At 72.3% G+C, this 21,789-nt stretch carries 15 protein-coding genes; 5 read left to right on the top strand and 10 right to left on the bottom strand.

Annotated features, from left to right (window positions below):
• The first annotated feature begins 23 nt into the window (after positions 1 to 23).
• The gene (locus tag IEZ19_RS11780) at positions 24 to 3,641 is read left to right on the top strand and encodes a S8 family serine peptidase (RefSeq protein WP_189311261.1); all 3,618 of its coding nucleotides are present in this window, start codon (positions 24 to 26) and stop codon (positions 3,639 to 3,641) included.
• 58 nt (positions 3,642 to 3,699) lie between these two features.
• Here the strand turns inward: IEZ19_RS11780 and IEZ19_RS11775 are convergent, their stop codons facing one another.
• The 3 genes from IEZ19_RS11775 to IEZ19_RS11765 form a co-directional block, all read right to left on the bottom strand.
• Entirely contained in the window at positions 3,700 to 5,034 is a 1,335-nt protein-coding gene (locus tag IEZ19_RS11775; protein WP_189311087.1) for a carboxyl transferase domain-containing protein, read from the bottom strand.
• Positions 5,027 to 6,472, bottom strand: a complete 1,446-nt coding sequence (locus IEZ19_RS11770) for an acyl-CoA synthetase (protein ID WP_189311086.1) — start codon at positions 6,470 to 6,472, stop codon at positions 5,027 to 5,029. The genes IEZ19_RS11775 and IEZ19_RS11770 overlap by 8 nt, the downstream gene beginning before the upstream one ends.
• 503 nt (positions 6,473 to 6,975) lie before the next feature.
• Positions 6,976 to 8,019 carry a MerR family transcriptional regulator gene (locus tag IEZ19_RS11765; protein ID WP_229840224.1) on the bottom strand — a complete coding sequence of 348 codons (1,044 nt, stop codon included), beginning with the start codon at positions 8,017 to 8,019 and terminating at the stop codon, positions 6,976 to 6,978.
• A gap of 162 nt (positions 8,020 to 8,181) precedes the next feature.
• On the opposite strand from IEZ19_RS11765, the gene IEZ19_RS11760 reads away from it, so the two are divergent.
• Positions 8,182 to 9,072: an ATP-grasp domain-containing protein gene (locus IEZ19_RS11760; RefSeq protein ID WP_189311260.1), complete on the top strand. Its 891-nt coding sequence runs from the start codon at positions 8,182 to 8,184 to the stop codon at positions 9,070 to 9,072.
• Here IEZ19_RS11760 and IEZ19_RS11755 read toward each other — a convergent pair.
• Complete coding sequence (locus IEZ19_RS11755) at positions 9,062 to 9,664, bottom strand: hypothetical protein (RefSeq protein ID WP_189311084.1); 603 nt, start codon at positions 9,662 to 9,664, stop codon at positions 9,062 to 9,064. The two genes, IEZ19_RS11760 and IEZ19_RS11755, sit on opposite strands and share 11 nt — an antisense overlap.
• Positions 9,665 to 9,803: 139 nt before the next feature.
• Between IEZ19_RS11755 and IEZ19_RS11750 the strand changes: the two genes are divergently transcribed.
• A complete protein-coding gene (locus IEZ19_RS11750; protein WP_189311083.1) occupies positions 9,804 to 10,577 on the top strand; it encodes an IclR family transcriptional regulator in 774 nt (257 codons plus the stop codon).
• Complete coding sequence (locus tag IEZ19_RS11745) at positions 10,574 to 11,437, top strand: SMP-30/gluconolactonase/LRE family protein (RefSeq protein ID WP_189311082.1); 864 nt, start codon at positions 10,574 to 10,576, stop codon at positions 11,435 to 11,437. The genes IEZ19_RS11750 and IEZ19_RS11745 overlap by 4 nt, the downstream gene beginning before the upstream one ends.
• Positions 11,438 to 11,637: 200 nt before the next feature.
• On the opposite strand, the gene IEZ19_RS11740 is transcribed toward IEZ19_RS11745, so the two are convergent.
• The 4 genes from IEZ19_RS11740 to IEZ19_RS11725 all read right to left on the bottom strand — a co-directional run bounded on the left by IEZ19_RS11740 (position 11,638) and on the right by IEZ19_RS11725 (position 18,128).
• Positions 11,638 to 13,086: an NAD(P)/FAD-dependent oxidoreductase gene (locus IEZ19_RS11740; RefSeq protein WP_189311081.1), complete on the bottom strand. Its 1,449-nt coding sequence runs from the start codon at positions 13,084 to 13,086 to the stop codon at positions 11,638 to 11,640.
• The gene (locus IEZ19_RS11735) at positions 13,079 to 14,308 is read right to left on the bottom strand and encodes an MAB_1171c family putative transporter (protein WP_189311080.1); all 1,230 of its coding nucleotides are present in this window, start codon (positions 14,306 to 14,308) and stop codon (positions 13,079 to 13,081) included. The genes IEZ19_RS11740 and IEZ19_RS11735 overlap by 8 nt, the downstream gene beginning before the upstream one ends.
• A complete protein-coding gene (locus IEZ19_RS11730) occupies positions 14,305 to 14,904 on the bottom strand; it encodes a toxin-antitoxin system, toxin component family protein (protein WP_189311079.1) in 600 nt (199 codons plus the stop codon). The genes IEZ19_RS11735 and IEZ19_RS11730 overlap by 4 nt, the downstream gene beginning before the upstream one ends.
• 236 nt (positions 14,905 to 15,140) lie before the next feature.
• The gene (locus tag IEZ19_RS11725) at positions 15,141 to 18,128 is read right to left on the bottom strand and encodes a beta-galactosidase (RefSeq protein ID WP_189311078.1); all 2,988 of its coding nucleotides are present in this window, start codon (positions 18,126 to 18,128) and stop codon (positions 15,141 to 15,143) included.
• A 73-nt stretch (positions 18,129 to 18,201) separates the two neighbouring features.
• Between IEZ19_RS11725 and IEZ19_RS11720 the strand changes: the two genes are divergently transcribed.
• On the top strand, positions 18,202 to 18,660 hold the full coding sequence (locus IEZ19_RS11720) for an RrF2 family transcriptional regulator (protein ID WP_189311077.1): 459 nt from the start codon (positions 18,202 to 18,204) through the stop codon (positions 18,658 to 18,660).
• 101 nt (positions 18,661 to 18,761) lie between these two features.
• Here the strand turns inward: IEZ19_RS11720 and IEZ19_RS11715 are convergent, their stop codons facing one another.
• Positions 18,762 to 20,429, bottom strand: a complete 1,668-nt coding sequence (locus IEZ19_RS11715) for a pyridoxal phosphate-dependent aminotransferase (RefSeq protein ID WP_189311076.1) — start codon at positions 20,427 to 20,429, stop codon at positions 18,762 to 18,764.
• A gap of 163 nt (positions 20,430 to 20,592) precedes the next feature.
• Positions 20,593 to 21,735 (bottom strand): aldose epimerase family protein, encoded by a 1,143-nt coding sequence (locus IEZ19_RS11710; protein ID WP_189311075.1) that lies wholly within the window; start codon positions 21,733 to 21,735, stop codon positions 20,593 to 20,595.
• Positions 21,736 to 21,789: the final 54 nt, after the last annotated feature.

Here is a 21,789-nt window from a genome sequence, read left to right as displayed (position 1 = left end):
CACTCGGACGAGAAGAGGCGTGGATGACCAGAGGAGCAGTCAGACGTGGCGCGACCCTCCTGTCGGCGGGGCTCGTGCTCGCGTTGGTGCCGATCGCCCCGGCGGTCGCCCGGGAGGCCGCGGGCCAGGGCACGCGCCCGCCGGACGCCGCCACCACCGTCACCCTCGTCACCGGCGACAAGGTGACGGTCACGGATCTGGGGCAGGGGAAGAAGACGGTCACCGTGCAGCGGCCCGCCGGGGCCACCGGGGCCGTGCGCACGCAGACCAGCAACGGCGACATCACCGTCGTACCCGACGAGGCGCAGCCGTATCTCCGGGCGGGGACCCTGGACCGGCGGCTGTTCGATGTCAGCGGGCTGATACGGCAGGGGCTCACCGACAAGAACAGCGACGAGCTGCCGCTGATCGTGACCTATGACAAGGGCGCACGGACCGTCACCCCGCGCGGAGCCGAACGGACGCGCAGCCTCGCGAGTCTGCGCGGCGCCGCCGTCGCGGCCGACAAGGGCCGGACCTTCTGGCGGTCGTTCACCGGGCAGGGCGGCATCGACAAGGTCTGGCTGGACGGGCGCGTCAAGGCCGACATGGCCGAGAGCAACGCGCAGATCGGCACCCAGGCCGCCTGGGACACCGGGCTCACCGGCAAGGGCGTCACCGTCGCCGTGCTCGACACCGGCGTCGACCTGACCCACCCCGACCTCGCGGACCGGGTCAGCACCACCAAGAGCTTCATCGAGGGCCAGGAGGTCGCGGACCGCAACGGCCACGGCACCCACGTCACCTCCACCGTCGGCGGCAGCGGGACAGCCTCCGAAGGCAAGGAGAAGGGTGTCGCCCCGGAGGCCACCCTCGCGGTCGGCAAGGTGCTCAGCGACCAGGGCTCGGGCAGTGAGTCCCAGATCATCGCGGGCATGGAGTGGGCGGCACGGGACGTGCACGCCCGGATCATCTCCATGAGCCTCGGCTCCACCGAGGCCAGCGACGGCACCGACCCCATGGCGCAGGCCGTCGACACCCTCACCGCCGAGACCGGCGCCCTCTTCGTCGTCGCCGCGGGCAACACCGGCGTCCCCTCCTCCATCGGATCGCCCGGCGCCGCCGACGCGGCCCTCACCGTCGGCGCGGTCGACTCCGCCGACCAGGCCGCCTACTTCACCAGCGGCGGCCCCCGGTACATCGACAACGCGCTCAAGCCGGACATCTCGGCCCCGGGCGTCGACATCCTCGCCGCCCGCTCCCAACTCATCGGCGGCAGCGGCTACTACACGGCCATGAGCGGTACGTCGATGGCGACCCCGCACGTCGCGGGTGTGGCCGCCCTGCTCGCCCAGGAGCACACCGACTGGACCGGCGCGCAGCTCAAGGACGCGCTGATGTCGACGTCGAAGCAGCTCGACGAGTCCGTCTACACGCTGGGCTCGGGGCGGGTCAGCGTCCCGGACGCGATCGACGCGACCCTCACCGCCACCGGCAGCGCCGACCTCGGCTTCTACAGCTGGCCGTACGACGCCGACAAGCCGGTCACGCGGACGCTCACGTACACCAACTCCTCGGACACTGCTGTCGAGTTGAGCCTGTCCGTGCAGGGCGCCCCCGGCGGCGTCGCCACCCTCGCCGACACCAGCCTCACCGTCCCCGCCCACGGCACCGCCGCCACGACGGTGACCGGTGACGGCTCCAAGGCGCCGGTCGGCAACACCAGCGGGCAGATCGTGGCCTCCGTCGCCGGCACCCCCGTCGCGCACACCGCGTTCGGGCTGGTCAAGGAGGAGGAGCGGTACACGCTCACCGTCCACGTCAAGGACCGGGCCGGCGCGTCCACCTCCGCCCCCCTCGCCGTGCAGCAACTCGCCACGGGGGTCGACCCCTTCCCGACCCAGGTTGGCGACTCCGGCACCCTCGAGCTCCGGCTCAAGCCCGGCACGTACAGCGTGACCTCGTTCCTCGACGTGCGCGGCAGCCACGGCGCGGACTCGCTCGGCCTCGGCTTCCTCGCGGCGCCCGAGATCACCCTCGACCACGACCAGGAGATCACCCTCGACGGCCGGAAACTGCGCGAGATCAAGGCCGACGTCGACCGGCGCACCGAGAGCCGCCAGCTGATCATGGAGTACGACCGCAACGCGCACGGCTCCGACCTCTTCGACGCGGTCCAGCTGCCCCTGACCTACGACAGCATCTTCGCCGCGCCCACCGGCAAGGTGACGCAGGGCAGCTTCGAGTACCGGACCGTGTGGCGGCTCGCCAAGCCGCTCCTCGAGGTCAAGGGGATCGGTGAGGCCACCGTCCAGTCGGGCGGCACGCTGCTCGAAGGACGCACCAAGCTGCCGCTGGTCGACATCGGGGACGGTCCCGTCACCGGCGATGTGCGCGGCAAGGCGGTACTGGCCCGGCTCGCCGCCGACGCCGACCCGAACGCGCTGGCCCAGGCCGTCCAGGACGCGGGCGCCAAGGCCCTGTTCGTGACCGACGACGCGCCCGGCCGGCTCATGGCCTGGTGGGGCGCCGACGACGGCTCCGACCGGCCCCTGCAGATCGCCACGGTGGACGCGGCGGACGCGGACCGGCTGCGCGACGCCGGCCAGGTCGACATGACGGGCACGCGCAACTCGCCGTACGTCTACGACCTTTCGCAGGGCCACCCGGGCGGGGTCCCGGACCGCGACCTGACCTACGCGCCCACCGGCCGCCAACTCGCCGCGTTGGACGTGAAGTTCCACGCCGTGAAGCCGGTTCCGGGTGGCGAGTTCCGCTACTCGATCACCGACGCCTTCCCGATCGGCCTCGGCTTCCAGTCGTTGATCGACTTGCCGGCCGAGCGCACGGACTACGTCTCCACCGGTCCCGGCCAGCTGTGGCACGAGTCGGTGACCGCCGGCAACGGCGCGCTGGAGGAGCGCAGCGGGCTGGTCAGCTACACCGGCGGCACGCATCCCGAGCTGAACTGGTTCAAACCCGTCTGGCACCCGTGGCTGGGCACCGGGCTCGGCTTCGGACAACAGCGGTCCGGCAACGTGATCCAGATCAACGCCCCCGGCTGGGGCGACTCCGGGCCGGACCACACCGGCTTCGGCGACGTGTGGAGCGGCGAGACCGGGATGGACCAGTACACCGCCGTCTCCGTCGACGGCACCCAGGTCGACCGGCGCAAGAGCTCCGCCGCGTACGTCTGGGACGCGCCCGCCGACGAGCACACCTACCAGGTCACCACGGACACCACGCTCGATCCCGAGCAGTGGGACCTGGCCACGAAGGGCCACGCGGAGTGGACCTTCAAGTCGGCGGCCACCCCGGAGGACAGCTGGACCTACCTCCCGCTGATCAACCTCGCCTTCGACGTCGACACCGACCTCGCGGGCGACGTGCGGGGCGGCAGCCGGGTGCCCATCGGGCTCGGCGCCGAGTACGTGGCCGACGCGTCCGGCACCGGAACCCTCGGCGGCGGCAGGCTGGAGGTGTCGTACGACGACGGCACCACCTGGAGGACCGTCCAGCTCACCGACGGGCGAGGCGCCTCCTGGCACGGGACGCTGACCGTGCCGCGCGACGCCGAGCACATCTCCCTGCGCGCCTCCGCGCGCGACGACCGGGGCGGCTCGGTGACACAGGAGATCATCCGGGCGGTAGGGGTGAAGTAGCCGCGAGCGGCGTCGCCTTCCCGCACGGGGAGGCGGCGCCGCCCGGCAGGGCCGAGGGTCACATGCGCCGCTCGGTCCGGGTCACGCCCAGCTGTGCCAGGTCCTGTGGCCGGATCCGGAGTCGGTTCGCCGTCGACTCCGCCTCCGCCGGCGGCCGCTTCAGTATCACGGCGGCCATCTCGGGTGCGATGACCGAGAAGTAACTGTCCGGTGTGGCCCAGGTGTTGCCGGGCGCGGCCAGCGCCAGCGCCCCTCCCGAGCCGCCCTCCCCGATCAGCAGCGTGGTGACCGGCGTCCGCGCGGTGGCCACCGCGGTGAACAGTTCGGCGATCGCACTGCCCGCACCCTGCCGCTCCGCCTCGGCGTCGTTGGCCGCACCCGGCGTGTCCACCAGGGTCAGCACCGGGATGCCGAGCCGGTCCGCGAGCCGGATCAGCCGGGCCGCCGTCCGGTAACCGGCCGGCCGGGTCGCCGCCCCGGTCTGCGCCGCGTACGCCACCGTACGGCCCTCGTGCGTGCCGAAGCCGCACAGCATGCCCTCCGGATCACGCCCGCCGCACCGGTCCCCGCTGATCGCCACGCGCTCGGCGAAGTAGGCGTCCAGGTAGGCCCGTGCACGCGGGCGTTCGGGGGAGCGGGCGCGCCGGACGGCGTCCCAGCCGGTGGCCGGCAGACCGGTTGCCCCCAGCGGCTCGGGCGGCGGTGCCTGGTCGGCCGGCGTGGTCAGCAGCCGCAGCCACCGCGCCAGTGTCTCCCGCAGCTCCTCGAGCCGTACCACCGCGTCCGCCGAACCCGCCGCCACCTGCGCCTCCGCCGTGTAAGCGGCCGGGTCGGCGTCCGGCGGGCGGACCCGGGACCCGGCGAAGCCGACCTGTGCGCCCGGCAGGGCGAGGATCACATCGGCGCCCGCGCCCAGGGTGGCCCAGCCGCCGCCCGTCGTGGGGTCCCGGAGCACGGCGATCTGCGCCAGGCCCGCCTCCCTCGTGAGCGCCGACTGCCGTGCCACACGCTGGAGTTGGGCGAGCGCGAGCATGCCCTCCTGCATCCGGCTGCCGCCCGTGGCGACCAGCGGGACGACCGGCAGCCGATGGGCGCGCGCGTGGACGTACGCCGCCTCGAGCCGGTCCCCGGTGCGCCGGCCCAGCGAGCCACCGAGGAAGCCGAACTCGAAGGCGATCAGCACGGCTCGGGTGCCGCCGATGCTCGCGGTGCCGCAGACGACGGACTCCTCCTCGCCGGTGCGGTCGGCGGCGCGGGCGCGCGAGGCGTCGTAGCCCGGCCAGGCGAGCGGCCCGTCCGGCTCGGACCTCCCTTCCAGGTACGGGAGTTCGGCGAACGTCGAGGCGTCGCAGACCAGGGCCAGGATCTCGCGCGCCGACTGCCGCTCAGGCACCGCCCAGCGCCCGCTTCATGATCTTCCCCATGTCGTTGCGGGGCAGCACGTCCAGGAGCCGGACGACCCGCGGGCGCTTGTGCGGGGCCAGGCGGCGCGCCACATGGTCCGCCAACTCCTCGAGAGAAGGCGGTGATTCTGGGTCGACCGGCACGATCCACGCCACGATCCGCTCGCCCAGATCCGCGTCCGGCTCCCCGGTGACGGCCGCCTCGCGCACCCCCGGATGCTCCAGCAGCGCGTTCTCGATCTCCCCGGCCCCGATCTTGTAACCGCCGCTCTTGATCAGGTCGGTGGCCTTGCGCCCGACGATCCGCACATACCCGTCGGGCTCCCGCACGGCCATGTCCCCGGTCCGGAACCAGCCGTCCGCGGTGAACGCGGCGGCGGTGGCGTCGGGCCGGTTGAGGTACTCGGTGAACAGATTCGGGCCGCGCACCTGGATCTCACCGACGGTCTCCCCGTCGTACGCCGCGAGGACCGTCCCGTCCTCCTCGACCAGCCGCAGCTCCACACCGGGCAGCGGCACGCCCACCGTGCCCGCCCGTGCCTCGCCGTCGGCGCGCACGCTCGTGTTCATCAGGGTCTCCGTCATGCCGTACCGCTCGATCACCCGCTGCCCGGTCGCCGCCGTGATCCGCTCATGGTCGTGCACCGGCAGCGCGGCGGACCCGGAGACCAGCAGCCGGGCCCGGCCGAGCGCCTTCGCCAGCCCCGGGTCGTCGGGCAGGGCCTCGGCGATGCGGTGGTACATCGTCGGCACCCCGAACAGCATGGTCGCGCCGTCGTTCAGCTCCCGGGCGACGCCCGCCGTGTCGAACCGGCCCAGGTGCCGCACCGAGCCGCCGCGCCGCAGCGGGCCCAGGATGCCCAGCACCAGCCCGTGCACATGGAACAGCGGCAGCCCGTGCACCAGCACGTCGTCCCCGGTCCACTGCCAGGCGTCGGCCAGCGCGTCCAGGGTCGCGGCGACCGCCCGGCGGGAGATGACCGCGCCCTTGGGCGGTCCCGTGGTGCCGGAGGTGTAGACGATCAGCGCGGGATCGCCCTCGGACGTACGGTCCTCGGGGACGCCTCCGGTACCCTGCGTGTCCACGCCGACGCGCTCCAACCCCGCGAGGGCGGCGGGAAGTCCGGCACCCGGCGCGGCCAGGACCAGCGTGGGCGCACTGTCGGCGAGGATGTGGGCCAGCTCCTTCTCGCCCGACCTCGGGTTGAGCGGCACCGCGGCGACCCCGGCGAGCAGCGCGCCCACGACGGCTACGGCCGTCTCCGGTTCCGGGGTCGCCCAGACGGCCACGCGGCCCGCGTCCCGGACCCGGGCGGCGACGGCACCCGCGGCGGCGGCGAGATCCGCGTAGGTCAGCGACCGTTCGCCGAACCGCAGGGCGACTCGCTCGCCCGGACCGCCGGTCAGGGCCGGAAAGAGGGAGGACACGCGGCACACTCCTAACCTGTCGGGACATACGTACGACAGCACCCTTCCTACACCAGCCGCCGCGTCCCCACGACCGTGCTCAAGTCGTGAGCAAGCCGCGGCTCGGCCGCCCGCAACGCGGGGATGCTCCAGCCAGTGCACTTGCCTTCGGCGATGTGTGCCGTCCCGGTTGCGCCGTGGGCACGGAGGTTCGACCCGGTCTGCCGGTCGTGTGTGGCTGGTCGCGCAGCTCCCCGCGCCCCTTCGGGGCGCTGGCGAACCGCAGCGGACTTCGCCCGACCCTGCAGACGGGCTCGGGCCGACCGGCCGAAGGGGAGGGCAACCAAACCGGTGCGTCAGCGTCCGAGTAAGGGCACAGCGGGACAGCGGATCTGAGGCCGACTGAACGGTGGCTCATCCAGCACGGGTCCAGTCGGCCAACCCAAGGGGCGCGGGGAACTGCGCGACCAGCCACGCCGGGGCCGCAGCCGATCGACGGCACATCGCGGCGTCCAGCGGAGCGCTCAGCCGGCCGCCTCCACCACATCCGCGACGACGCAGCTCACGTTGTCCGGGCCACCCACCTCGTTCGCCTCGGCGACCAGGGCGCGTACCGCCTCGTCGGGAGTCCGGCCGGTGGACAGCAGCTCGGCTATCCGCTCGTCCGTGACGACCCCGGACAGACCGTCGGAGCACAGCAGGTAGCGGTCGCCCGGCAGGGCCTCGTGGAGTTTCAGGTCGGGGGTCCCGGTGCCGAGGGCCTTGAGGAGCAGGGTCCGCTGCGGATGCGACGTGGCCTCCTCCGGGGTCAGCCGGCCCTCGTCGAGCAGAGACTGCACCACCGAGTGGTCGTGGCTGATCCGGAACAGGCCGCCGTCGCGCAGCAGATACGCGCGCGAGTCCCCGATGTGCACCAGCGCCAGCCGCGAGCCGGTCCACAGCAGCGCGGTCAGCGTGGTGCCGGCGTTCTCGCCCCCGGCCGCGTCCCGCACGGCCTCGCTCGCGCCCTGCACCGCGTCCTCCAGCAGGTTGAGCACGCTGCCCGCGGGCAGCTCCTCGTGCTCCAGGTACTTCAGCGCCTCCACGGCGGCACTGCTCGCGGGCGCCCCGGCGGGCCCGTACCCGTCGGCCACGGCGAGCAGCCGCGCGCCCGCGTAGGCCGTGTCCTGGTTGGCGGGCCGTACCCGCCCGGTGTCCGAATGAGCCGAGTAACGCAGTTCCAGCATGACGGTGTCCTTCCTCGCTTCCGCGGTGAGGTGGTCGACGAGGAACGCGGCGAGGTCCCGCCGTACGGCCGTCTCCCGCTCGACCCGCGCCCAGTAGGCCCGGATCTCCCGAGCGGCGGCCCCCGCCTCCAGGGCGCACACCTCACGGATCCCGGCCAGCGGCATCCCCAGCCGGCGCAGCCAGGCCACGAGCCGCGCCCGCTCCAGCTGGCCGACGGTGTAGTACCGGTAGCCGGTGTCCGGGTCGACCCGCGCGGGCCGCAGCAGATCCAGCTCGTCGTACAGCCGCAGCGCCTTGGGCGACAGCCGACTGGCCTTGGCGAAGGCCCCGATCGTCAGCATGGTCTCCATACGCCACCCCGTCCGTACGTCCGCTCGTCGTTCCGCCACCGATGCTGTGGCTTCACCAAGGGTGAAGGTCAAACCCGTTGTCGAGGTTGCCGTGCGCGCGGATAGCCTGCCGTGGACCAGTCGAGCGTCCGTACGACCATGGAGGTCGCCGCCGTGCCCCGCATAGCCCTCGCCACCTACGACTCCGCAGCCGAGCCGAACAGGGACCGTGATCTTCCGGTGCTGGAGCGGGCGCTGACGGGCACCGGGGCCGAGGCCGTCACCGTGGCCTGGGACGACGAGGGTGTGGACTGGGCCGGGTTCGATCTCGTCCTCATCCGGTCGACCTGGGACTACAGCTGGCGGGCCGAGGAGTTCGTGGCGTGGGCGGAGCGGGTCGCGAAGGTCACCCGGCTGGCCAACCCGGCCGACGTCGTGCGGTGGAACACCGACAAGCGCTACCTCGGCGATCTCGCGGCGGCCGGCGTGCCCGTCGTGCCGACCCGCTACCTGGCGCCGGGTGACACCGCCGAGCTGCCCGACGGCCACGAGTTCGTGGTGAAGCCGACCTTCGGGGCGGGCGCCCGGTTCGCCGCGCGCTACGCGCCCGGGGAGCGGGAGACCGCCGTACGGCAGCTGGCGCGGATGCACGAGGAGGGGTACACCGCGATGGTGCAGCCCTACATGGCGGGCATCGACGTCACCGGGGAGCGGGCCCTGCAGTTCTTCGGCGGCCGTCTGCTGCACGCCAGCCGCAAGCGCGCCGTCCTGGCGCCCGGCACCGCCTACGACGCCGCCAAGGTGGCCCACCCCGACCTGGAGCCGTGGACCCCGGCACCGGCCGAACTCTCCGTCGCCGAGCACGCGTTGGCCGCCGTACCGGAAGCGCCCGAGCTGCTGTACGCGCGTGTGGACCTCGTCGACGGCGACGACGGTGAGCCGCGGGTGATGGAGCTGGAGCTGGTCGAGCCGAACCTGTTCCTCTTCCTGCACCCGGGGTCACTGGCCGGGGTCGTGGGCGCGGTGCTGGCGGCCGCCGGCCGACCCGCGTCCGCTACCCGCTGACCGCCGTCCGCTGGAGCAGCCCCCAGGTGAACTCGGCGACGACCTCGTGCCGTACGCCCTGCGCGTCGGGGGCCGCGAACGCCAGGCCCCAGCGGGTGGGGGCCGAGCCCTCCAGCGGGCGGGCGGGGGCGAAGGCGCGGGCCGCCTCGTCGACCGTGCAGGACCAGGGCGTCAGGTCCTCCAGGATCCTCAGCTCGGGGGCGGCGGCGCCCGGCGCGCGGACCAGCCACTCGTTCCACACCGCGCCGTCGGGGGAGACCAGCACCTCGAAGCGCAGCTCGGGCCACAGCGGCAGCGGCCACCGCCAGGCCGCGCATTCCAGGTCGCCGATGGTGCGCTTGGACTCGGACTCCGGGGCGCCCAGCACCGACCGGTACCGGGAGGTTGCCGAACGCGCCCGGCGGGAGCGGACCATCGCCTGCCACCGCTTGTTGGCCTCCCGCATCTCCGCGAGGGACACACCCAGTTCCCGGCGGGCGTCCTCCACCAGGCCGGGATTGTGGTCGGCCATGCGGCGCAGCAGCACCAGCTGGAACTCGCGCGGGGTGAAAGGACCGGCGGGGCGCTTTCCGGAGGTCGGCATGCGACCCATGGTCGCCCACCGGACGCGTTGCCGGTCGCCGGTTCGCGCACCCATTGCCCGTGCAACCGCCCATGGCTAACCTGTGTTCGTCATGCCGATCGCCTGTTGAAATTTCGAACAGACGCAGACTCAAGGGAGGGGGCCGGACATGGGACGCCTCGTACCTGCCGTGACCCGGGCTCTCGACATTCTCGAGCTCTTCCTCGACGGGGACGGGACGCTCTCCGCCCCCGACATCGTGCGCAGGCTCCAGCTGCCCCGCACCACCGTGCACGAACTGGTCACCACGCTCGCCGCACGGTCGTACATCGTGCCCGTGCCCGGACAGCCCGGACGCTACCGGCTCGGCGTACGCCCGTACCAGCTCGGCAGCCGCTACGCCGAGCAGCTCGACCTCGCGGCCGAGGGCCAGCAGGTCGCCCGGTCCGTCGCCGAGACGTGCGACGAGACGGTCCATGTGGCCATCCTCGAGGGCACCGACGTCATCTACATCGCCAAGGTCGACTCGACGCACGCGGTACGCATGGTGTCGGCGGCGGGGCGCAGGCTGCCCGCCCACTGCACCTCGGTCGGCAAGATGCTGCTGGCCTCGCTGCCCGAGCCGGAGCTCGCGGCACGCGTCCCGGACGGCGCCGAACTGGTCGCGATGACCCCCAACAGCATCACCGACCCGGTCGCGCTGCGCGCGGCGCTGGCCGGGATCAGGCAGCGGGGCATCGCGGTGGAGAGCCGCGAGTCCAACCCGGACGTGTCCTGCGTGGCCGCCCCGGTCCGCGACCGCACCGGCCAGGTCGTCGCGGCCCTCTCCATCTCGGTCCCCATGATCCGCTGGAGCGACGAACGCCGCGCCGAACTGGAGCAGCTGGCCGCCAAGGGCGCGGCCGAACTGTCCGAGCGCCTGGGCCACCGGAGTGCGGCATGACGGTTCACACGGCTCACTCGGCGTTCGAGGTCGCGGTGCGCGCGGAGGCGACGCTCGGCGAGGGCCCCACGTGGGACCCGGCCGCCGGCCGCCTCATCTGGCTGGACATCCTGGGCTCACGGATCCACACGTACGATCCCTCGACGGGCCGCCGCACGGTCCGCGCGACGGACCAGCACGTGGGCGCGGCGAAGCCGAGGGCGGGCGGCGGCCTGGTCCTCAACCTCCGTGACGGAGTGGGCCTGTTGGACCCGGACGACACCTTCCACTGGCTGCACCGTGAGCCGGTCCCCGGCCGCCGCGCGAACGACGCGGCGGTGGCTCCGGACGGTTCGCTGTGGGCGGGCACGATGCGGTACGACGAGACGGCGGGCGGCGGCGCGCTGTCGCGGATCACGGGCACGGGCGAGACCCGCACGATCCTCCCCTCGGTGACGGTGAGCAACGGCACGGGCTGGAGCCCCGACGGCCGCCTCCTGTACTACATCGACACACCCACGCGCCGGATAGACGTCTTCGACTACGACGGTGAACAGGCCCTGAACCGGCGTCCGCTGACGACCGTCGAGGAGAGCGCGGGCTATCCCGACGGCCTCACGGTGGACGCGGACGGATGTGTGTGGGTGGCGCTGTGGGACGGCGGGGCGGTGCGCCGCTACACGCCGGCGGGCGAGCTGGACCGCGTGATCCCGCTGCCGACACCGCGGACGACGGCGTGCGCGTTCGGGGGGCCGGACCTGACGGACCTGTACGTCACAACGGCGAGGGTGGGCTTGGACCGGCCGCATCCGGTGGCGGGGTCGGTACTGGTGATCCCGGGAGCGGGGAAGGGAGTACCACAACCGGCCTTCGAGGGCTGAACGAAGCCGGGCCCGGCGGGCCCACCCCTCTCCGCGTAGCTGCGGGCAGTCGTGTCCCCCCCCGCACCTCAAGGGCCTGGGGACCCCCAGGCGGCACGGGTGGGCGATGGGGGTCCCCCGCTCTAGCGGAGCCGAGAGCGGGGGAGGCAACCCGCAAGCGCGGGCGAGCGAAACCCACCCCCGGCCGGCCCTGGCCGCACCTACAACAGCCCCGCCGCCTTGCGCTCCTCCGCGGTCAGCGGCGGCCCGCTCAGCGCGGGCTTCAACGGTCCGACAACCGCCGCCAGCACCACACTGGGCGCCAACAACACCTCCACTCCCCGCTCGAGCGACGTCACATCGGTCACCCGCCGAGCGATCCGCCCATTCCCCGTCGCCGTGTACAACAGCCGCCCCACATAAGCCGCAGCCACTCGCTCCCGCAGCGTAGGCCCACCGTCCGTAGCCCCCGGATAGAAGACATCCGTCCCCGTCGACAGATCCCACGCCGCCCGAGCCGCCCGGCCGACCGCCCGCTGCAACAGCCGGGCAAGCCCGGGTGTGCCCAGGTCGCCGCCCTGACGCTCGATCACATCCCGTACCTTCCATGCCTCTTGTGCCGCCACCGACATCCCGTGCCCGTACACCGGGTTCAGCGCACACAACGCATCCCCGAGCACCACGAAGTTCTCCGGCCATACGGGCATCCGCTCGTAGAAATGGCGCTGGTTGGCCGTGGTCCTGGTGAACGCGACCTCCTCGCCCAGGGGTTCGGCGTTGGTCATCAGCTCGGCGATGACCGGATGTGCCAGCTCATCCCGGGCGTACCGGGCGAAGTCCCCGGCATCGGCGGTCGGTTCGCCACCCCGGCTGCCGTACAGCGTGATCATCCACTTGCCGTCCTCGACCGGCATCAGCACCCCACCCCGTCCGGGGCGACGCCCGCCCCGCGGATCCCCCTGGACGTTGACGATCGGGAACCCGCCCCGCGCCCCTTCCGGCGCCCGGAACACCCGCGTCGCGTAGGCGATCCCGGAGTCGACCTCGCGGCGTTCGGGCGCGGGCAGCCCGAGGGAGGTCAGCCAGTGCGGAGCGCGCGAGCCGCGCCCGGTCGCGTCGACGACCAGGTCGGCCGAGAGCGTGCGCTCCGCGCCGGGTCTCTTCCGGCCCGCCCCGCCGTCCGATCCGGGCCCACCCGGGTGCTCCCGCAGCCGTACCCCCGTCACGCCCGTGTCCGTGCCCGACAGGCCGACCGCCTCGGTCCGTTCCAGCAGCTCGATCCGCCCGTCGGCCAGCACCTCCGAGCGCACGACCCAGTCCAGCAGGTCCCGGCTGCTCGGCAGCACGAACGCCGACTCCTCCCAGCGCCGGTACCAGCCGTACGGCGACAGCGCCACCATGTCGGTCGTCACCGGCAGCCGCGTAACCCCCGCCGCCCGCAGCCGTGCCGTCACCCCGGGGACCAGCTGCTCCAGTGCCCGTGCGCCTCCGGACCACAGTTGGTGCACGTGCCGGGCCTGCGGCAGCCCCCTGCGCGGCTCGGGTCCGCCGGGCAGCGCGTCCCGCTCGACCACGAGGACGCGGTCCGCGAAGGAGGCCAGGGCGCGGGCCGCGAGCAGCCCGGCGAGGGAGCCGCCGAGGACGACGGCGGTGGTGGTGCGATCACTCATGTACGGCAACGCTCTCTGCTGGGACGGCCGCACGCGCGCGTACCGCCGCGATGTCGTCGGGATGGCGGAGGGCTCGGGAGACGGCCCCGATCTCCTGGAGCAGGTTCGTCGTGTCGGGTCCGACGGCCGCGTCGGACGGCGGCTCCGGCGTACGGCGGCGGGCGTCGACGGCGTCCAGGATGCTCACCGCGGCGGCCAGCGCGCCCGCCCGGCGCGGCGGATGGCCGAGCTCGAGCGCCGCGTCGTACGCCCGCCGGCCCAGGTCCGTGTCGATGTACCGGGCCAGCGGCAGCAGTACGTCCCGGATGAACGTTTCACGCCGGGTCAGCCGGAGTTCGGGTGTGGCACGCACGCGCGGGACGCCCGTACCGCTGACCGTCTTCATCAGCTGGTACAGCGGCCGCAGTTCGCGGTGTGCCAAGCGCAGCCGCCAGCGGTCGTGCGCGTACTGGCCGGCGTGCGGAAGGATGAAGCCGACCGCGATCAGGATGGCGGACAGGGCGGCGACCGGCGGCGCCAGATCGGTGCTCAGCCAGTCCAGGTCCCGCCCGAGCCAGCGCGCGAAGACGGCTGTCAGCTTGGACCCGTCGAAGATCAGGTTCAGCACGTAGCCCGCGCCCAGCAGCTTCAGACCCCAGCGCAGCCAGGCGTCGAGGCCCTCGGTGCGTACCCAGTTCCAGATCAGCCAGGACGTGATGAGACAGGCGACCGCGTGTGCGCCGAGGTAGAGCAGGATCTCCTCGCGCATGAACGGCGTGTTCGCGTAGTAGGTGTCCAGGTCTCTCAGCCGCTCGACCGGCGCGTCCGCGAGCGCGAACAGCACCCACAGGGCGACGATCACGCCCGAGTAGACGGAGACGACCCAGCGCATCGCGCGCCGTGTCGCGGCCGAGCGTTCCGACAGGCCGTGACGCCAGGCGATGATCAGCAGCAGACAGGAGCCGCAGAACGCGGTGAGCAGCGAATAGCACCACGGCGCCGAGATGTTGGGCACGCCGGTGACCTGGTTGGTCCAGGCGATCGTCGACGGCGTCACGAAGACGAACACCGCGCAGGCGAGCAGCAGCAGCCCTCCTACGGCACGCAGCAGCGGGTCCCGCCAGAGCCGGACGATCGTAGGCAGCTTGATCACCAGGGCCGCCGTCAGCACCGCCGTGGGGATCCAGAAGGAGATGTAGAACTCGCTGAGGACGCCTGAGGGGTCCAGCGCCAGCCCGTTCACCGTTCCGCTCCCGTACGGCCGCGGTAGCCCAGGGCCCGCTGGAGGGGGTCGGGCGGCGCGGCCGGACCGGCGAGCCGGGACCGGAACAGGGCGGCCAGCCGGTGGCCGAAGTCGTCGGCCTCGGCCTCGTCGGCCTTGCGGGAACCGTTGCGCGCGGCCACGGTCAGCGCGTCACCGCTCAGCCCGGGAGCTTCGGCGAAGGCGCGGGCGGCCTCGGCACCGAGCGGATGGTGATGCCGGTGACCGGCGTGCAGATGCCACAACTCATGGCCGAGTATGACGAGTTGCTGGACGGCCTCGGCGCGTTCCTCGACGATCACCAGGTCGAAGTCGGCGAACTCCACGCACAGACCGGTGACTTCGATCTCGTCCGGGAACCGCTCGAAGCGCAGTTTGACGCGCCGTCCACCGCGTTGCTCCGTCATCTCCTCGCACAGTGCGCCGCACAACTCGCGTAAGCCGGTGGGTGCTTGGGGCCGGGCACGCACCGCACGGGCGAGACCGGCGGCCAGCCGGCGCCTGCTGCCGCCGCGCCGCGGGCCGAGCAGCCTCGCGACGAGCCGGGCCGCCCCCTGCCGCGCGCCCGCGATGTCCATCGCCTCCCCCTTCGCCCCGCCGGACGGCGGCTCGTCCGAGATTACGCGTCCACCTGAGTCCGCGCCATGAGATCCGGCGACCGTTCGTTCAACAGGTAACCATCGCCACGGACGCCGACCCGGACGCCCCGGAACGGGTCACAGCGCACCGGACCGAGAGCACCGTCGTAAGGGACGGCTGGCTCACCCCCGTACTCGAGCCGCTGTCCTGGAACGCGATCCGGCTCGCCCAGTGGTCATCGGCCGGGGGAGTCCACCGCTGTCACCGGCAGTCCTCCGGCCGCGCTGCCCAGCAGGGTCAGCCGCACCTGGCCGGGTCCCGACTCCGTGGTGCCGTCGGACAGGACGGCCAGGGCCAGGGTGTTGGTGCCCCGGGTGCGCAGGATGCCGTTCGGCAGGACGAAGGTGTGCTGCGGGCCGACGTCGTTGATGTACTGGCCCATGTTCCAGCCGTTGAGGAAGATCTGCACCCGGTAGGCGCGGGCCGGGTCGTCCTCCAGGACCAGGCCCACCGAGGCGTCGACGTCACCCGGCAGCGACAGCTTGAAGCTCGTCCGGTACCAGGTCACGCCCTGCCCCTGGTCCGCGCGTGGGAAGCCGGCCGGCTTCCAGCCGCCGTCCGCGAAGCCGGGCAGATGCCAGCCCTCCCGCTCCCCGTACAGACCGCCGTTGTTCTGCGGCCCGCGCACCGGATCCGGCGCGGCCTCGCCCTGGATCCGCCAACTCACCTTGGGCGAGGCCCCCTTGAAGGTCACCTCGGTCAGCCCGCGGGCCACCTTGTGCGTGTCGAGGGCCTTGCCGTCCTGGTCGTGCTGCATGCGCCGCACGAGCACGGACAGCACGTGGCCGCCGGGCGCGGTCAGCTTTTCGCGTACGCCCTCGGGCAGTTGGGCGATGGAGAAGGTGGCCGTGTCCGCCCAACTCCCCTGCCTGACCGTTTTCTTGTCCGGCACGGGCATCCGGTGCGAGCCCAGCGGGTGACCGTCCAGCCAGGCCATGAGCATGCCCTGGGTGCCCGTGCTGTAGGCGAGGGAGACGGACTCCAGACCGGCGGTGGCGTCGAGGTGCCCGCGGTACCAGACGTCGCCGTAGTGGAAGCCGTAGTCGTCGGCGAACAGCACCGGCTGCCCCTTGGGCACGGGCGTCGTGCTGAACGACGTCGTCCTGTCTGCGACCGTCCACGCCGAGTCGTCGAAGCCGGGCGCGGCCTCGGGGTTCTCGCTCCGGCGCCGCCAGCCGCCGATCGCCGGCAGCACCGGTTTCGTGACCCCCGGCATCAGTGCCTCGGACACCAGGCTTCCGGCCATTGCTGTGCGCATCCGCACCGGGCGCCCGTTCCACTCCACGGCCGCCATGCCGCGCGGCCCCCACACCTCGAGACCGGTCTGCTGGATGACGTCGCCGGTCAGCCGTACCGTCGAGCCGTCGAGTGCGACGTCACGCAGCAGCGCCGGGCCGTAGACCAGCACGGTCCCGGACGGGGTGTCGTACGGGAAGAGGCGCATGGCGGTCGCGTCGTCGGCGAAGAGGAGCAGCAGCGGCGTCTCGCTCTCGCCGTGCTCGACCAGTACCCGGGTCAGCCCGCCCTGGCCCAGGGGGACGGTCACGTGCAGCGCGTTCCGGTCGTAGACCCACGCGGCCTCCGCGTCCAGCCGGTTGACGAGGGGCTCGCTCGGGCACTCCAGCACGAGGTGCGCCATGTCGCCGTACCGCCCGCTGAACAGCGCGATGTCCTGCCGTCCCGCGGTGAGCACCGCCATCGGCTGGGCGGTGCAGTACCGCAGCCTCCGCTTGCCGAGGGAGAGCCCGGTGGTCAGCAGCCGGGCGTCATGGGCCGGGACGGTGAGCTGGAGCTCGCCGGCGTCGGTCGGCAGCGTGGAAGTGACCTCCTCGTCCCCGTCGTTGCGGACGACGTACACATGGGCCGCGGTGTCGGGGTTGGTGAGGTGGTAGACCTTCAGGTCCGCGGCTTCGACCGATGCCGCCTTGTCGAGCTTGGCGAAGTCGGGCACGCGCTGGACCATGTGCCCGAGCTCGTGCATCGGGGCCGCCTTGGGGGTGACGTTGCGGGCCTCGTCGATGGCTGCGCCGTAGTCGTACGACGTGTAGACGACCGGCGCGGGCAGCCAGCCCCAGGAGGTGCCGCCGAAGGCCATGTAGACGTTGTGCAGCGTGAGCCCGTTGGCGAGGTTGGTCAGACAGAAACGCCGCTCGTAGGCCGCGTCCCGGGTGCGCCGCGACTCGGCGTACCCCTTCCCCTGGAACTCCACCCCGCCCCACGGATCGAACCAGCCGCCCCCGAACTCGGGCACGAACCCGGGCGTACGCGGACTGGCCGTGGCGCCGCCCTTGGCCCCGCCGACGCCGAAGTGCCCCCAGTCGGGCGGCACCTGGGAGGGTGACGGATACCCGTCGAACCCGTACAGCCACCCACCGCTCTCACCGTGGGTGTCGAACGCCCCGGGGACCCAGTACCCGTTGCGCCCCTTGTCATTGTGGAAGAGGGGCACGTCGATCCCGTCCCGGCGCACCTTCTCGTACAAATGGGACATGTAGGAGCGGCCGGTGCCGTCGGTGACGTGGGCGTCGTACTCGTTCTCGATCTGGTACAGCAGTACGGTGCCGCGGCCCTCGGTGAACAGATGCCGCCGGATGATCCGGTTCACGGCGGTGAACCACTCGTCGACGTGCGACAGGTAGGTGGGGTCGGCGGTCCGGGCGGTTCCCTTGGTGGCGGTGAGCCAGCCGGGGAAGCCGCCGCCGTCGATCTCGGCGTTGATGTAGGGCCCGGGACGCACGATGACGTAGAGCCCGGTCTCCGTGGCGGTGCGCAGGAAGAGACCCAGATCCCGGACGCCGGTGAAATCGTACTGTCCCGGGGCAGGGGAATGGACATTCCAGGACACATAGATACTGACGGCGTTGTATCCATGGGCTCGCATCTTCTGGAGCACATCGCGCCACAGGGAGGGGCTGGGCAGCCGGAAGGGATGCATCTCACCGGACCACACGACCAGGCGTCTGCCGTCCACCAGCAGCGAGTAGTGGTCGTACCCGATCGTGTGTGTGCGTCCGTCCGCGCCGGGCGGGGCCGGCGCGGGACCGGTCGGCACACTGCGCGCGGCGTACGCCGAAGGTGCCCCGGGGCCGCCGCTGCCGCCCAGGGCGAAGCCGAGTGCGGCCGAGCCGGCCAGGGCACTGAATGAACGTCTGCTGAGCGCCAAGGGTTCCTCCGTGGCGATCCTACGGGGCGCGGGTCCGGCCATTCTCCACGGTCACACGGCCCACAATGGACCCATGAGGATCTCGGCGCGGGCGGATTACGCGGTACGGGCGGCTCTCGAGCTGGCCGTACGGCATGGTGACGCCCCGGTGAAGGCAGAGGAAATCGCCGCCGAACAGGGTATCCCGCACAAGTTCTTGGAAGGCATCCTCGGCGACCTCCGGCGCGCCGGAATCGTGGACAGCCGGCGTGGCGGGGGCGGCGGCTACCGCCTGGCCAGGGAGGCGACACTGATCACGGTCGCCGACGTGATCCGCGCGGTCGACGGCCCGATCGTCTCGGTGCGGGGGGAACGCCCGACGGGGCTCTCCTACACGGGCACGGCCGAACCCCTGCTCCCGCTCTGGATCGCCCTGCGCGCGAACGTCCGCAAGATCCTGGAGGGGGTCACGGTCTCGGACCTGGCGACGGGGGCACTGCCGGAGCCGGTGCGGGAACTCGCGGCGGAGCCGGGGGCTTGGGAGAACCCGTAGGCGATCTCGGGCGGTACCGGCTTGTTGTGAAATCTGCCGTTGTGTGTCAAATGCCTGGCGTGCGGGGGGATTCGGGGAGGTGGCGTGCCTTCCGGCTCTTCTCAGCCCACCTGGCCCATCCCCGCCGGGTTCGGCCAGCTCTGGGCGTTGGGCCAGCCCGTTGCCGGGGCCGGGGTCAGGCCGTGCGGCGGGGCCGTCATGCCTCGGACCTGGGCGGCGGTGAGGCCGCCGCGGGCCGGGACGCCGGGGGGTGTGGGACCGGGTGGCGGTACGGCGACGGGTACGGGACCGGGGCCGGCGGCTGGTGCCGGTACGAATGGGGGAACCGGTGCGGGCATGGGTGCGGGAGTCGGGGCCGCCACCGGCATCGGCATCGGCGCCGGAACCGGGGTCGGCATGGGCATCGGTGCCGGTATCGCCTGGGCCGCCGCCGCCGGCATCGGCATCCCGCCGGGCTGTTGCGCCGCGGTGGGGAGCGGCATGCCGGTGCCTGCGGCGGCCGGGGTGAAGGCCGGACCGGCGAGCCCCTGTGCTGCCAGTCCCGCCAGGCCCGGGATCCCCGTGCCGTTCGTTTCGCTCACCAGTCTGTCCACTGCCGCCGTACCCGAGCTGTAGTTGGTCCCTGTACCCAGCTCGGGTACGGAGGCTCCCCTCCTGGACCCGTAGAGCACCTGTTCCAGGCCGGACACCAGGCGACGCACGTCCACCTGGGGGCGCACCACGAGCCGCAGGAAGCGGCTGGAAGAGCCGATCTTGTTGCCGCACTCGCGGACCAGGATCCGGTGCTCGGTGAGCATCCGGTCCCGGACCACCGTGCCCTCGGCGCCCACGGGAAGGCGCACGAAGAGGAAGTTGCCCTGGGAGGGGTAGACCGTGAGGCCGGGGAGGGCCGAGAGGTGACTGGCCATCTCCAGGCGGTCCCTGCGTACCTGGTGGAGACTCTGCGTGTACTCCGCTCCGTGTTCCTTCAGCATGAACACCACATGTTCCGCGAAGGAGTTGAGGTTCCACTTCGGGAGCATCCGCCGTATCCGGCCGGCCAGGGCGGGGTTCGCCACCAGGTAGCCGAAGCGGATGCCGTGCAGGCCGAAGTTCTTGCCCAGGCTGCGCAGCACGATCACGTTCGGGCGCAGCATCGCCTCCTGGACTACGCTCGGTTCCGCCTCCGCGTCGGCGAACTCCAGGAACGACTCGTCGATCACCACCAGGTCCAGGTCCGCCAACGCGTCCATGAACTGCACGACCGAGTGCCGGGGGACGTAGCCGCCGTCCGGGTTGTTCGGGTTGCAGACGACTGCGACGCGGGTGCCCCGTGCGCGGATGAACTCCGCGTACGCCGCCAGGTCCAGGGCGAAGCCGTTCGACTCCTGGAGCGGGAACATGTCCACCCGCTTGCCCGTCTCCATCGGCTGGTCGGTCCAGCGGCCGAATGTCGGGACGGGGATCGACAGGGACTCGCGTACCAGCAAGTGGTCGATCCAGGTGATCAGTTCTGTGGAGCCGTTGCCCATGGCCACGCATTGCGGTGGTAGTCGGAGCAGGGCGCACAGCTCCGCCGTGATCGTGTCGGCGCTGCTGGGGTAGTACGTGACGATGTCGCGCAGGCGTGCCGCCATCTCCTCGAACATCGCCGGTGTGGGGAAGTACGGGTTGCAGGGGATGCAGAAGTCCACCGGCCCGGCACCTTCGCCGCCCTCTCGCGTCAGCGCCGCCATCGACGGGCTGTGCGCCGCTGTGCTGCGGAACAGCGAGGTGACGTTGTCGGCCATGGAACCTCCGTACGGCGCGGGCCCGGCGGGGACGGCGCGGGCCCGTCGTCCGTGGGTGGCCCGCGCGGGGGAGCACGGGCCACCCTTCAGTACGGAGACCCGGGCGGTGCCGTTCAACTCATGTGAAAGAAGTGTGAGTCGGTGACCGTCCGGGTGCGGTCCGTCACGCGCTGAACGAGTGGCTCGTCGTCGTCCGGTATGTCTGGCCCGGGCGCAGTACCGTCGAGGGGAACGCCGGCTTGTTCGGCGAGTCCGGGAAGTGCTGGGTCTCCAGGCACAGTCCGTCACCCTGGCGGTAGGTACGGCCCGACGGGCCGACCAGGGTGCCGTCCAGGAAGTTGCCCGAGTAGAACTGCACTCCCGGCTGGTCGGTGGCGATCTTCAGGGTGCGGCCGGAACCCGGGTCGCGGAGCGTCGCCACGTGCTCCGGCGTCGCCGTCACTCCCTTGTCCAGGACGAAGTTGTGGTCGAATCCCTTCGCCGTGATCAGCTGGGGGTGGCCCGCGCGAATGTCCCGGCCGATCGGTTTCGCGGTGCGGAAGTTGAAGGGCGTGCCCGATACCGGTGCCAGCTCGCCCGTCGGGATCAGGCCCGTGTCGGTGGGCGTGTAGCGGGCTGCGGCCAGCCACAGTTCATGGTCGTAGATGCCGCCGCTGCCCTCGCCCGCCAGGTTGTAGTAGGTGTGGTTCGTGAGGTTGACGACCGTGGGCTTGTCCGTCGTCGCCTCGTAGTCGATGCGCCAGTCACCGTGCCGGGTGAGGGTGTACGTCACCTTCGTGCGGAGCGTGCCCGGATAGCCCATCTCGCCGTCGAGGCTCGTGTAGTACAGGTGCAGCCCGACGTCGGAGCCCGAGGTGAAGCCCTCGACGTCCCACACCCTCGTGTTGAAGCCCTGGGCGCCGCCGTGCAGGCTGTTCTCGCCGTCGTTGACGGACAGTTGGTAGGCCGTGCCGTCGAGGGTGAAGCGGCCCTTGGCGATGCGGTTGCCGTAGCGGCCGATGGTCGCGCCGAAGAAGGTCGTGCCGGCCACGTAGGCCGCGAGGTTGTCGTAGCCCAGCGAGACGTTGGTGTAGCGGCCGTGCCGGTCGGGGATCTCCAGGGACTGGACGATGCCGCCGTAGGAGAGGACCTTCAGGCGCGTGCCGCCGTTCGCCAGCGACCAGCGGTAGACCTTCGTGCCGTCCGCGAGCTTGCCGAAGAGTTCCCTGACAGGCCGGCCGGATGCGGCCCGTGCCGTGCCCGCCGTGGCCGCGGTGAGGCCCGCTGCCGCCGCGCCCGCGATGACCGTACGTCTGCTCATGCTCATGTCCATTGCGGCTCCTGCAGGTTGAGGGCCCGTCCGGAGTGGACGGGCCCTGGA

It is taken from the genome of Streptomyces brasiliensis (genome assembly GCF_014647875.1).
Classification (GTDB): Bacteria; Actinomycetota; Actinomycetes; order Streptomycetales; family Streptomycetaceae; genus Streptomyces; species Streptomyces brasiliensis.
Note: the sequence above shows the minus strand (reverse complement) of the source record. Positions and strands in the feature narration are given on the sequence as shown.

Bases quoted from the DNA above. Each gene is read 5' to 3' on its own strand.
- IEZ19_RS11780 (WP_189311261.1), top strand. From the start codon at position 24: ATGACCAGAGGAGCAGTCAGACGTGGCGCGACCCTCCTGTCGGCGGGG.
- IEZ19_RS11765 (WP_229840224.1), bottom strand. From the start codon at position 8,019: ATGCTGACGATCGGGGCCTTCGCCAAGGCCAGTCGGCTGTCGCCCAAG.
- IEZ19_RS11755 (WP_189311084.1), bottom strand. From the start codon at position 9,664: ATGGGTCGCATGCCGACCTCCGGAAAGCGCCCCGCCGGTCCTTTCACC.
- IEZ19_RS11750 (WP_189311083.1), top strand. From the start codon at position 9,804: ATGGGACGCCTCGTACCTGCCGTGACCCGGGCTCTCGACATTCTCGAG.
- IEZ19_RS11745 (WP_189311082.1), top strand. From the start codon at position 10,574: ATGACGGTTCACACGGCTCACTCGGCGTTCGAGGTCGCGGTGCGCGCG.
- IEZ19_RS11740 (WP_189311081.1), bottom strand. From the start codon at position 13,086: ATGAGTGATCGCACCACCACCGCCGTCGTCCTCGGCGGCTCCCTCGCC.
- IEZ19_RS11730 (WP_189311079.1), bottom strand. From the start codon at position 14,904: ATGGACATCGCGGGCGCGCGGCAGGGGGCGGCCCGGCTCGTCGCGAGG.
- IEZ19_RS11720 (WP_189311077.1), top strand. From the start codon at position 18,202: ATGAGGATCTCGGCGCGGGCGGATTACGCGGTACGGGCGGCTCTCGAG.
- IEZ19_RS11715 (WP_189311076.1), bottom strand. From the start codon at position 20,429: ATGGCCGACAACGTCACCTCGCTGTTCCGCAGCACAGCGGCGCACAGC.
- IEZ19_RS11710 (WP_189311075.1), bottom strand. From the start codon at position 21,735: ATGAGCATGAGCAGACGTACGGTCATCGCGGGCGCGGCGGCAGCGGGC.